Genomic DNA, 12,170 nt, shown 5'->3' with positions numbered 1-12,170 from the left:
TGGAAGATGAATTATGGAATCAGATAAAAATTTAAATTATATTAACTTATTTATGATTTTTATAAATTTTATCATTATAGTTTTTATTTCACAAATTATGACTACAACCTTATATAAAATTAGTTCAGCATTTATGGCAAGAGATTTTTTTGACCAAATTACAGTTATACCATGGAAACCAGAAAACATAACCATAGTTTCTATAGGTGCTTATATAGTATTAGTTTTATTAATTACAGTAAAAAAGAAATATTTGAACTTCCTAAACAAGTGGCAAGTAGCTGCTTTACTATTATGTGAGATTTTTTTGAGTGTTGCAATAATGACAGCGTTAAATATGTGTTATAACGGAATTATGTTATTCATTATTGCCGACTTGGTAACAAATACTAAGGATAAAAATAATAAAATTATATTTTTAGTTCTTATGATAATTATGTATATACTTAGTGTTTATGATTTTATATCACTTAAAATAAGAATGGTTTCCTTTGAAAGTTTTCTGTTTTATTATAATGCTAGCATGAGAAGCTATTTAATGGAACTAAAAAGTATATTAAATACCATAGACATCATAGTATTTATAGTGTATATGATTGTACTTATACAGGCTCAAATGAGGGAAAATGAAAAGATAACTTTATTAAATAAAAAATTAAATTTGGCTAATGAAAAATTAGGGGTTATGAATGTACAATTAAAAGACTATGCTGTAAAGATAGAGTCCATGGCTGAAACTAGAGAACGTAATCGCTTGGCTAGAGAAATACATGATACACTAGGGCATGCACTTACAGGAATATCAGTTGGAATTGATGCATGCTTAACAACAATAGACATGTCTACAGAGGTAACTAAAAAGCAGCTAAATGTAATTGCGGAGGTAGCAAGACAGGGAATTAAAGATGTAAGATCTTCAGTAAAAAAACTTAGGCCGGATGCACTTGAAAATTCTAGTTTAGAGGATGCATTAAATAATATGATTTCACAAATAAGTAATGTTGCAAAAACAAGAATTTTTTTTAGTACCAATATAAAATCATTAAAATTTGGTCATGATGAAGAAGATACTATTTATAGAATTGTACAAGAAGGATTAACAAATGCAATACGTCATGGACAAGCTGAAGAAGTTTACATAAATATGACAAGGGTGGATAAACAGTTAAACATAACAATAAGAGATAATGGCAGGGGATGTGCCAATATAAGTGAAGGTTTTGGATTAAGACATATAGAAGAAAGAGTTAAGTTATTAAATGGAGATGCAAAATATGATGGCAGTGACGGTTTTTTAATAACTGTAAATATTCCAATTAGGTGGGGCGATGGAAGTGATTAAAGTATTAATTGCCGATGATCAGGAGCTAATTAGGCAAAGCTTAAAGATAGTTTTGAGTGCAAATAAAGATATTGAAGTCATTGGAACTGTATGCAATGGAAATGAGGTAATTGAAGCAGCTCGTAAGTATAAACCTGACGTAATATTAATGGATATTCGCATGCCAGAAATAGATGGTGTTCAATGCACAAAAATTATAAAAGAATCTTATCCTAACATTAAAATTATAGTACTTACTACTTTTGATGATGATGAATATATATTTAATGCCCTAAAATATGGAGCTAGTGGATATTTACTTAAGGGTGTTTCTATGGATGAGCTTGTAAAGGCAATTCATACTATTGCAAATGGGGGAGCAATGATAAATCCAGATATAACGGCTAAGGTGTTTAAGCTATTTTCCCAAATGGCCCAAGGAGACGTTTCCGTTCAGGTAAGTGCTAAAAAGAACCTAGATGATATATGTGATACAGAATGGAGTATAATAAAGTGCATTGGGTTTGGTTTATCAAATAAAGAAATTGCAAAAAAACTCAGATTGTCGGAGGGAACTGTTAGAAATTATTTAAGCAATATATTAAATAAACTTAATTTTAGGGATAGAACACAATTGGCTATTTGGGCAGTTCAAACTGGAGTTATAAGAAAAATGGTGACAAAAAATGAATTTAAAAAACCATAGGAAATGTATAATAGTAGCTAGTTTAATTATAATTATAGCAGGAAGTTTTTTTATTTACATAAAGCTTTTAGAAGCAAGGAAAAACGTAGTATTAACTGTTGGAATATTTTCTGGAAGTTGGAATACTCCTAGTGAAAATACCTATAAAATTTTGGATAATGCTATATTAAGGTTTGAAAAAAGTCATCCAGGTGTGAAAGTAGAATATCCAAGTGGAATACTAAAAGAAGATTTTCCAGAATGGATTTCAGAGAAAATTCTTTTAGGAAAAGAACCTGATGTGTTTATGGTATTACCAGATGATTTTGATGTGTTTTCTTCAACAGGGGCGTTAAAAAATTTAGATAAATTAATTAAAAATGATAAAAGTTTTAATAGTAGCCAATACTACAAAGCTGCTTATGAATCTGGAAAGTATCATAAAAGCCAGTTTGCACTTCCTTATGAAAGTGTGCCAACATTAATGATGGTAAATAAAACACTTTTAGATAAAGAAGGTATTCCTGTTCCTAATAATAATTGGACATGGAATGATTTTTATAATATTTGTAAAAAAGTTACGAAAGATACAGACAAAGATGGGATCATAGATCAATTTGGAGTTTATAATTATACGTGGCAAGATGCAGTAGACTCTAATGGAATAAAGTTATTTAATGATGCTGGGACGGAATCTTATTTTGGGGATGCGAGGGTAGAGCAAGCTGTAAATTTTGTTAAAAAGTTAAACTCTTTAAACAATGGGTATCAAGTAACTTCACAGGTTTTTGATAATGGAAAAGTAGCGTTTCGCCCGCTATCATTTTCAGAATACAGAACTTATAAGCCTTACCCCTGGAGCATAAAAAAGTATTCTAATTTTGAATGGGACTGCATTAAAATGCCCTCTGGTCCAAACGGAAGAAGCGTTTCACAATTAGATACTTTGCTTATGGGGATAAGTAGTCGTACAAAGCATGAAAAACTTTCTTGGGAGTTTTTAAAGGCATTAACCTATGATGAAGAAACCCAGAAAAATGTTTTTGAATATTCTGATGGAATTTCACCAATAAAAGGTGTAATAGAGTCTCCAAAAAATATTGCAGAAATAAATGAAAGCATGCCTTCGGAAAGTACTTTAAATATGAAAATTCTTGACAATGTTATGGAAAGTGCAGCAGTTACTCCTAAATTTAAAAAATATAATTCTGTTATGGTTAAAGCAGATAATGATATTAATAATATAATAAATGGAAAAGAGGATTTAGATACAGCGCTTTTAATTTTACAAAGAGAGATAAATAACATGCTAGCAAATTAAAGTTAGCAATGGAAAAGTATGTCTATATAGTAAAAGTTATTAAATCATAAATAAATATTGCGAATTAACTCAATTCACAATTCACGATGCACAATTCACAATGAAGGATGATTTTCTTCCACTTTGATACAGAAAATCTTAAACTTAATTTTTTATTGCTTGTGCAATATCACCATTTATGGTGATAAGCGGAGCTTGTAATATTTAAATTTAAGATTTACCTGACGAAAGGAAGGTAAATCTTCCTTCATTGTGCATTGTGAACTGTGAATTGTGAATTGATTAAGTTAGTTCGCAATAATTATAAATTACGTCTGAATACATTTAAATGTAGTTTTTATTTAAATTCTCAATTTCCCAGTTATATAAGTCTCTAAAAAATTTTTTAATGATGATGCAATCCATGTTCTGCTGTCATCTTCGTGATTCCATGCATATATGCTTTCTTTCATTCATTCATTTAATATGTCATCTAATGGTACTTTTTTACTTCTCCATTCCCAATAATTTATTCCATAAGTAATAATCATTCTATCAAGCCAGGTTTTAAAATCACATTTAAAATCAATTATTTCATCACTTGATAGAAGCATATAATCCTTACGACCTTCCTTTACCCTTTTACTGTCAATTACGATATCGCCTAAATCAGAGTAAAAACCAATAATATAGAGATTTTTACTTATAGAAAGTGAAGCATTAGATATAATTTCATCTATCCCATAAAGGTAGGAAGCACCTCCATATTCAAATGAGAAGAAATTAGCACCATTGTGTATTAGCAGAAATTCCCTGTATTCGTCTGGTATACTCCAACCAGTATCCAAAATAAATTTATCTATTTCATCATTTGTTGCTGGTTTATTAAAAGTACATTTACCTGTATAACAATATCCTTGTGTAGCTTGAATGCCAATCTCATTATTTTTATCTAACCTGTTCTTTAAACTGTTAAGAATATTTCTTATAGTGTACTCTTCCACTTATTTCACCTTCTTTAAAAATTACTTGCAATTATATTATAGCTTAAATTGCTTTATGTTTGAAAACAATTACAAATGTCACATAAAATATTACATTTGTAATGATATATTGATGACAAATTATAGGTGCTTATAAATTAAAATGTTAGTAAAATTAATAATGTAAACGTTAGTCAGCGCTGATGAGTTTAGTTAAATTTGAAATTATGCATATAAGTTATTGCTTAACTAAAGATATACCATTGTGAAACTTAAAATTAATTTGTATCAAAATGCCGGTTTCTTGGCATTATGATGCACATGAATTTTAATAGTTGAAATGGTTTATCTATATGTTAAAGTCAAGGGGTGAAAATATGAGATATGTAATATTAGTAAGTCATGGACAATTTGCATCAGGACTTTATAATGCAGTGTCAATGCTTGCAGGTAAGGACAGAAAGGATGTACTATTTCAAGGTTTAGAGGATGGAATGAGTACTGATAAATTTGGAGAAAAATTTAAGGCAGTTATTGAAAACGTTGTGAGCGAAGATGAAATTATTCTTTTCGGAGATATTATTGGAGGCTCTCCTTTGACTACAGCCGTAAATATATTAGCTAGTGAAGAAATGTTATCGAAAGCATTTGTAATTGGCGGAATGAATTTACCTACTGTGTTAACAGCAATTTTAATGAAAGATTCTATGAGTATGGAAGAGTTAAAGAATACATTATTTGAAACAGCAGCAGAGTCAATAAAAGAATTTAAATTGGCAGATACAGAACAAGATGATGATATTTAGGAGGGATAAAAATGTCAGTTTCATTTTTAAGAATAGATGATAGGATGATACACGGACAAACATGTACAAGGTGGTCTTTAGAATATCCATGTGATGGGATAATAGCAGTTAATGATGCTGCGGCTAATAATCCTGTATTAAAAGCAGCTTATAAAAGTGCCAGTGGCAAAAAGACATTTGTATGGACATATGAACACTGGAAGTTAAAATGTGACAAAGTTTTGGAAAGCGATACTAGATATTTTTTAATTACCAAGGAACCTATTCTTATGTCTAAGATTTTGGTAGATGATAAATTTAATCCTGGTATTAAAGATGTTATTATAGGACCATGCAATGATAGACCTGGAACAGTAAAACTAGGAAATAATCAATCTATAAATCAGGAGGAAGCAGAAGCTTTTGAGCGTATTATGCAAGCTGGATATAATATAGAATTTGCGCTTGTTAAAGAAGAAGCAATAGGCAATTGGAAAAAGTTTAGAGGCCAATTTGGATTTAAATAGTTTTTAATAAATTTAATAAGGGGGAAAATAACTATGGAGATAAATTGGATTCAGGCGGCATTGTTTGGATTATTTGCATGCTTGTCAAGTATGCCTGGTATGGGTGGTACCACTTTTGGTAATTATACTTTAGGAAGACCTTTAGTAGCAGGTTTAGTAGTTGGAATTATTTTAGGGGATGTACAAACTGGTATTATAGTTGGTGCCGCAATTCAAGTTGTTTATATTGCGCTAGTTACTCCAGGTGGAACTGTATCTGCAGATGTACGTGCAATCAGTTATATTGGTATTCCACTAGCTGTAGTAGCAATTAAAGGAATGGGTTTAAACCCAAGTTCTACGCAGGCAACTCAAATGGCAACTGCATTAGGTGCAGCAGTTGGAACTTTAGGAACTGTTTTATTTTATGGAACAGCAACTATAAACTTGGTATGGCAGCATATAGGATGGAAAGCAGTAGATAAGGGTGATTTTGAAAAGCTTTATTTAGTTGATATGGGATTACCATGGATTTCTCACATTATTTGTAGTTTTATACCAGCACTTATCATTACAAAAATGGGTGATAGTATGGTTAAAGTTATGAAGGTAGCATTGCCAATGAATGGTATACCAATGAAAACTTTATTTACAGTAGGAAGTTTACTTCCAGCAGTAGGAATTGCAATATTGTTAAAACAGGTTGTGTTAAAACCAAGTGATTTTGTAACCTTCTTTTTAGGCTTCACTTTGGCAGCAGTTATGAAAGTTAACTTGATTGGAGCAGCAATAATAGGTATTTTCTTTGCAATAATTAATTATAGAATAAGAATGCTTCAATTGCAAAAGCCGGCTGCAGCTAAAGCGACGGGTAACGATGATGATGAGGAGGACATATAATATGGAAAAGAAAAAAATATCTAAAAAAGCTTTAAGCAAATCTTTTAGAAATTGGTTTTATGGAAATTTAACTTGTTTTTCTCAAGAACATATGCAAACCTTTGGATATCTTTGTGCAATGCTTCCAATTGTTAAAGATTTATACGAAACAAAAGAAGAACAAAAAGAAGCTATGGAAACTTATAAAGCATTCTTTAATACAGAACCTCAGATTGGTACATTAGTTGTTGGTATGACAGCTGGACTTGAAGAAGCAAGAGCTAATCATGAAAATATTGATGGTGAAATGATAAATGGTATTCGTGCTGGACTTATGGGACCTTTAGCAGGTATTGGAGATTCATTAATAGTAGGTACTTTAATACCAATACTTTTAGGTATAGGTTTAGGACTTTCAACAGGTGGTTCTCCGCTAGGAGCAATATTTTATATTGTAGTTTGGAATGCTTTAATGATTTTTGGAATGAGATGGGCTTATTATAAAGGATATGAGCTAGGTGGTAAAGCCGTTGAAATGGTTGTTGGAGAAAAGGCTACTGCTGTCCGTGAATCTGTAATCATGGTTGGAACTATAGTAATCGGTGCGGTTGCTGCTACTTGGGTAAATATTAATACATCTTTAAAAATGTATAATTCGCATGGTGGAGTAATCATAGATTTACAAAAAACTCTTGATGGTGTTTTCCCTAAAATTCTTTCAGCAGCTGCTGTAATCTTTGCATGGTGGCTTATGTCAAAGAAGAAAATATCACCTACAATAGTAATGCTCATATTTTTAATAGTGGCTTTCCTTGGAGTACTTGTAGGATTCTTTAATCCAGGATTAACTTATTAATTAATCGATACGAGGGATTAGTATGAAAGATGAAGAGAAAAAACAAATTATGCATGAGGCAGAAATGCAAAGCAAATTGTTAAAAAATTTATCTAAATGGTCTAGAAATGTTATGGTGTTATCCAGTATAGGTATTGTACTAGCTTATTATGGATTGTCACGATCTGGAGTTAAATTTACCTTTGGAATTTTTGGCGCAGTATTTGCAGCAGTTTGTGCTATAGTGTTCTTTCTAATTAATTTGGGAATAAGAAATGGCAAAAGAAATGTTAATGACATGCTTAAATTGATTAAATAAAGACGAAATTAGAGTAAAGAGAGTAAAAATTAGAGTAAAGAGTAGAGAGTAGAGTGAAGGATGATTTACCTTTCCTTGCGTCAGGTAAATCTTTAACTTAACTGTTGTTAGCTTCGCTGACAACAGTAATGATGAGATTGCGTAAGCAATCAAAAAATAAGTTTTAAGATTTTTCAAAGCGTAGCGGAGAAAAATCATCCATCACTCTAATCTCTACTCTTTACTCTCTGCTCTGTTTTTAGCGTATTTGCAAAACTTAATGCTTTACATTTAAATATTATCAATAAAACACCTTTTAAATTACTATAATATCAAAAATCCGTTGACTTTAAATGAGTTTTTATATATCATATAAGTAAAGATTTATGTTATGTTTTAATGAAATGGGGTGTGGATTTATGAGCATTAAGATTGTTGATACAACGTTAAGTTCTTTTGAACGAAAGGCGGATATAACACTTGGAATAAAGGAAAAGGTAGAAATTGCAAAAATTATTGATTCTATAGGTGTTTTTCAAATTGAAGCAGGCATAGCAGCTTTGGGAGAAGATGAAAAAGCAAGTATAAAAAAAATAGCAAAGCTTGGACTTAAAAGTAAAATATCTTCTTGGAATAGGCTCGATATTGATGATATTAATGAATCTATGGATTGCAATGTTGATATAATTCATATATCAGTTCCAGTGTCAAGTGCACAAATTGAGGATAAACTAAGAAAAAATAAAAAATGGGTGCTTGAAAATATTGAAAAATGTGTTAGATACTCATTAGATAAGGGATATGAAGTAACAGTAGGATTAGAGGATGCTTCAAGAGCTGAAATGAATTTTTTAATTGAAGTATGTATATTACTACATGATCTTGGAGTTAAGAGAATTAGGTACTCTGAAAATATTGGAATACTGTACCCTAAGAGGGTATTTTATCAAATAAAAAAAATAAAAGAAACTGTTCCAATTGAGGTAGAAGTGCATACCCATAATGCCTTTGGTATGTCAATAGTAAATTCCCTTGGTGCAGTAAAAGCTGGTGCAGAATATGTTGACTGCACGGTTGCAGGATTAGAAGAGAAGACTAGAAATTGTAATTTTGTGGAGTTTGCAAAGATTGTTTATGAATTAAATGGTGAGAAAGTGTACTTAAATACTTTTAATGATTTAGTTAAAAATGAAGCTCTTATAAATGGAATAATTAGATAAGGCATCTTAAAGAAAGGCTATGTTTTAAATAAGTGTGAAAATCAACACTTATTTAAAACATAGCCTAAAGAAAATATCATAGTTTTATTTACAAACCATAAAATAAATTTTAATATCAATATGTAATTAATTTGATATTATTTCTATTACTAAAAATTTATGTGATTTACAAACTCACAGAAAAGAAATTTCCTTTTCTAATTAGAGCTCTGCTATAACATCTCCTAAGTTTTTTAAGTCATAGTTTCCAATTCCTTCAAGCTCGGATTTAAAGGAATCTGATCGCAGTATATCTATTATAGCCTTAAATTCAGGCTTATCTAAATCTTCTTTTCTAAGAACTAAATCATAACTTTCTTTTTGAAGAGGGATAAAATCAATGTTTTTTATTTGGAGCCCAGTTTTTTCATTTCCAATAGCAAGGTCTGCACCGTGCCTAGATACGATACTTGCAACTGCAAGGTGAGAAAGACATTCCCTATCGTAGCCATTTATTGAACTGCCATTAATATTAAGTAGCCTTAAATGTTCATCTAAAAGAATCCTAGTTCCACAGCCCTTTTCACGGTTAACCATAGTTATATCCTTTCTTTTTAAATCTTCCCAGTCTTCAATTTTTTTTGGGTTTCCAGCTGCAACATAAAAACCTTGCATTCTATAGGCTAAATGAATTATAACAGTGGGAATTCCAGGAAGAAGCCTTCTCACGAAGGGAATGTTGTATTCTCCAGAATCTCCATCCCAAAGATGCGCTGTTGCAACTTGTATTTTGCCAAGATACAGAGAAAGTAACCCATTATAACTTCCAACATAAGAACGAAGAGCACGAACTCCTTGAGGGTGAACTTGAAGATAACGGGATAACACGTCAAGAAGGATATCCTGTCCACAAATTATGAAGTTATTTTTATGGTATTCTTCATCCAGTGGTAAAAGGTTGTTTATAAAGGATGAATATGTTTCTTCCTCATGAAAGGGGGCTTGCTTTTTATCTTGATATCTAGTTTTGTAGTTTTCCACATCTTTTAAATCTATTCTGATTTTTTTACCAACCCTATAACAATTTAGTTCACCTCTTTTAATAAGTTCATAAACGGTATTTTTTGATATACGAAGAATTTTTGAAACATCCAAAGGAGTTAAAGTTTCATCTTGCATATTAGTTACCTCCTAAATATGTTTTTACAAATATACAATTATAATACAATTTTAGTATAAAATTAATAAAAATACAACTTGATTAATGACAATAACATAAAAATGGTTTACATAATCATATTTTTTTTAGTTATATATGAATTGTGCTAATTTGTATATAAGGAGTTAAAACAAAATTTCACTTTAAATAAAACAATAGAAAGATGTAAAACTAATTTAAACATTAATTAACATGACTAAAAATAATATAAAATTAGATTTTTACGATTTTTGAACGATGCATAAGTAGTCTAAATATTATATTACTAAATTGACTATAAAAAACCATGTGTAATAACTAAATGATAATATTTAATGCTAAACGTTAACATATATTTAAAATTAACCACTGTAAATTAACAAACTATCAATAAAATGTTGACTTTAAATATAATTTTGATATATTATATAAATAATTAAATTTACAATAATTAAATTTAATTACATTTATTATAAAAGGAGGAATTAAAATGAGACAAGTGGCTATTTATGGTAAAGGTGGTATTGGCAAGTCTACTACGACCCAAAATCTTACTGCAGGACTTGCTGAAATGGGGAAAAAAGTAATGGTAGTAGGTTGTGATCCCAAGGCAGATTCAACAAGATTGCTTTTAGGAGGACTAGCACAGAGAACAGTTCTTGATACATTAAGAGAGGAAGGAGAGGATGTAGATTTAAGCACAATAATGAAAACAGGTTTTGGAAATATTAAGTGTGTTGAGTCTGGTGGACCAGAGCCTGGAGTTGGATGTGCAGGAAGGGGAATTATTACATCTATAAATATGCTTGAACAATTAGGAGCTTATGAGGATGATTTGGATTATGTTTTTTATGATGTTTTAGGCGATGTTGTATGTGGCGGATTTGCCATGCCAATACGTGAAGGAAAGGCAAAGGAAATTTATATAGTTGCCAGCGGTGAAATGATGGCAATGTATGCAGCAAATAATATATCAAAAGGTATAAGCAAGTTTGCTAATTCCGGTGGAGTAAGACTTGGAGGAATTATATGTAACAGTAGAAAGGTTGAAAATGAAAAAGAACTTTTGGAAGCCTTTGCAAAAGAGCTTGGAACACAGCTTATTTACTTTGTACCACGTAGTCATGAAGTACAAAAAGCAGAGATAAACAAGCAAACAGTTATACAGTTCAATCCTAAAGATGAGCAAGCAGATGAATATAGAGCTTTGGCTAAAGCTATAGATGGAAATGATATGTTCGTAATACCAAAGCCGATGAAGCAAGAAAAGCTGGAAGCTATACTTATGGAACATGGACTATTGGAGTGATTATGAATGGATATGAAAAAAATGAGCGTATCTCGCAGTTTTTAGCAGAACGAATGAGAGACACGCCTAAAGAAAATTAAAATACAATAACTCTAATTAATGTATTTTAACATAAAATAGGAGGAGATGCAACAATGTTAATGGTAAAAGCTATTATTAGACCAGAAAAGGTAGCTTCCGTGCTTTCGGAATTATGTGACGCTGGATTTCCTGCTGTAACTAAATATGAAGTTGCAGGAAGAGGAAAGCAGAGAGGGATAAAGGTTGGAGAAATTTATTATGATGAATTGCCAAAAGAAATGCTTATGATGGTAATAAATGATGAAGATAAAGATGAGGTTGTAAGGATAATAGCTAAAAATGCTAAGACCGGTGAAAAGGGAGCCTTTGGTGATGGAAAGATATTTGTAAGCGCTGTTCTTGAAGCTTATACAATCAGCTCTGGTACAAAGTCGCTGTAGTCAGGAGGAATAATATGAAAGAGATTACTGCAATTATTAGGATGAACATGATTAATGCCACCAAGGAGGTACTTTTAAAAAGTGAATTTCCAGCATTCACCTGTAGGAAAGTGGTTGGAAGAGGAAAAAAGAAGGTTAAGTTCTTAATGATAGACGATGAATCTATTGAGGATAAGGCTGTTGAAGACAGAAAGTTTGTAGAAGATATTTCTGAAATTCACAGGCTTGTTCCTAAAAGAATGCTAACTATGTTAGTAAATGATGAAGATGTTAATGAGCTTGTTGAACTTATAATTGATACCAATAGGACATCTAATCCAGGAGATGGAAAAATATTCATATCGGATGTAACTGATGTATACAGAATTAGAACTGGAGAAATAGGTGAAGAGGCCTTATAAAAAATAATAA

General features: G+C 31.0%; 14 protein-coding genes. 12 read left to right on the top strand and 2 right to left on the bottom strand.

Annotation, left to right across the window (positions count from 1 at the left end):
• The first annotated feature begins 13 nt into the window (after window positions 1-13).
• From CUEA01_RS13770 to CUEA01_RS13760, 3 genes are read left to right on the top strand one after another with little or no spacing between them, the layout of a single operon-like run.
• Window positions 14-1,342: a sensor histidine kinase gene (locus CUEA01_RS13770; protein ID WP_234122272.1), complete on the top strand. Its 1,329-nt coding sequence runs from the start codon at window positions 14-16 to the stop codon at window positions 1,340-1,342.
• Window positions 1,335-2,027, top strand: a complete 693-nt coding sequence (locus tag CUEA01_RS13765; RefSeq protein ID WP_234122271.1) for a response regulator transcription factor — start codon at window positions 1,335-1,337, stop codon at window positions 2,025-2,027. The genes CUEA01_RS13770 and CUEA01_RS13765 overlap by 8 nt, the downstream gene beginning before the upstream one ends.
• Window positions 2,008-3,327 carry an ABC transporter substrate-binding protein gene (locus CUEA01_RS13760; RefSeq protein ID WP_234122270.1) on the top strand — a complete coding sequence of 440 codons (1,320 nt, stop codon included), beginning with the start codon at window positions 2,008-2,010 and terminating at the stop codon, window positions 3,325-3,327. The genes CUEA01_RS13765 and CUEA01_RS13760 overlap by 20 nt, the downstream gene beginning before the upstream one ends.
• Before the next feature lie 452 nt (window positions 3,328-3,779).
• On the opposite strand, the gene CUEA01_RS13755 is transcribed toward CUEA01_RS13760, so the two are convergent.
• Entirely contained in the window at window positions 3,780-4,310 is a 531-nt protein-coding gene (locus CUEA01_RS13755) for an SMI1/KNR4 family protein (protein ID WP_234122269.1), read from the bottom strand.
• Window positions 4,311-4,666: 356 nt separating this feature from the next.
• On the opposite strand from CUEA01_RS13755, the gene CUEA01_RS13750 reads away from it, so the two are divergent.
• The 6 genes from CUEA01_RS13750 (at window position 4,667) to CUEA01_RS13725 (ending at window position 8,812) form a co-directional block, all read left to right on the top strand.
• Window positions 4,667-5,095 (top strand): PTS sugar transporter subunit IIA, encoded by a 429-nt coding sequence (locus tag CUEA01_RS13750; RefSeq protein WP_234122268.1) that lies wholly within the window; start codon window positions 4,667-4,669, stop codon window positions 5,093-5,095.
• Between the two features lie 11 nt (window positions 5,096-5,106).
• Entirely contained in the window at window positions 5,107-5,601 is a 495-nt protein-coding gene (locus tag CUEA01_RS13745; protein WP_234122267.1) for a PTS sugar transporter subunit IIB, read from the top strand.
• Between the two features lie 33 nt (window positions 5,602-5,634).
• On the top strand, window positions 5,635-6,480 hold the full coding sequence (locus tag CUEA01_RS13740; RefSeq protein WP_234122266.1) for a PTS mannose/fructose/sorbose/N-acetylgalactosamine transporter subunit IIC: 846 nt from the start codon (window positions 5,635-5,637) through the stop codon (window positions 6,478-6,480).
• Window position 6,481: 1 nt separating this feature from the next.
• The gene (locus CUEA01_RS13735; RefSeq protein WP_234122265.1) at window positions 6,482-7,315 is read left to right on the top strand and encodes a PTS system mannose/fructose/sorbose family transporter subunit IID; all 834 of its coding nucleotides are present in this window, start codon (window positions 6,482-6,484) and stop codon (window positions 7,313-7,315) included.
• Window positions 7,316-7,337: 22 nt separating this feature from the next.
• Window positions 7,338-7,613, top strand: a complete 276-nt coding sequence (locus CUEA01_RS13730; RefSeq protein ID WP_234122264.1) for a hypothetical protein — start codon at window positions 7,338-7,340, stop codon at window positions 7,611-7,613.
• A 398-nt stretch (window positions 7,614-8,011) separates the two neighbouring features.
• A complete protein-coding gene (locus tag CUEA01_RS13725; RefSeq protein ID WP_234122263.1) occupies window positions 8,012-8,812 on the top strand; it encodes a beta/alpha barrel domain-containing protein in 801 nt (266 codons plus the stop codon).
• A gap of 201 nt (window positions 8,813-9,013) precedes the next feature.
• On the opposite strand, the gene CUEA01_RS13720 is transcribed toward CUEA01_RS13725, so the two are convergent.
• Window positions 9,014-9,970, bottom strand: a complete 957-nt coding sequence (locus tag CUEA01_RS13720; protein ID WP_234122262.1) for a substrate-binding domain-containing protein — start codon at window positions 9,968-9,970, stop codon at window positions 9,014-9,016.
• Window positions 9,971-10,479: 509 nt separating this feature from the next.
• Here CUEA01_RS13720 and nifH point away from each other — a divergent pair.
• The 3 genes from nifH to CUEA01_RS13705 all read left to right on the top strand — a co-directional run bounded on the left by nifH (window position 10,480) and on the right by CUEA01_RS13705 (window position 12,160).
• Complete coding sequence (gene nifH / locus CUEA01_RS13715; RefSeq protein WP_234122261.1) at window positions 10,480-11,298, top strand: nitrogenase iron protein; 819 nt, start codon at window positions 10,480-10,482, stop codon at window positions 11,296-11,298.
• A gap of 134 nt (window positions 11,299-11,432) precedes the next feature.
• On the top strand, window positions 11,433-11,759 hold the full coding sequence (locus CUEA01_RS13710; RefSeq protein WP_234122260.1) for a P-II family nitrogen regulator: 327 nt from the start codon (window positions 11,433-11,435) through the stop codon (window positions 11,757-11,759).
• 14 nt (window positions 11,760-11,773) lie between these two features.
• Window positions 11,774-12,160: a P-II family nitrogen regulator gene (locus CUEA01_RS13705; RefSeq protein ID WP_234122259.1), complete on the top strand. Its 387-nt coding sequence runs from the start codon at window positions 11,774-11,776 to the stop codon at window positions 12,158-12,160.
• The last annotated feature ends 10 nt before the right edge of the window (window positions 12,161-12,170 follow it).

It is taken from the genome of Clostridium hydrogenum, assembly GCF_021432385.1.
In the GTDB taxonomy this organism is placed as follows: Bacteria; Bacillota; Clostridia; order Clostridiales; family Clostridiaceae; genus Clostridium_S; species Clostridium_S hydrogenum.
Note: the sequence above shows the minus strand (reverse complement) of the source record. Positions and strands in the feature narration are given on the sequence as shown.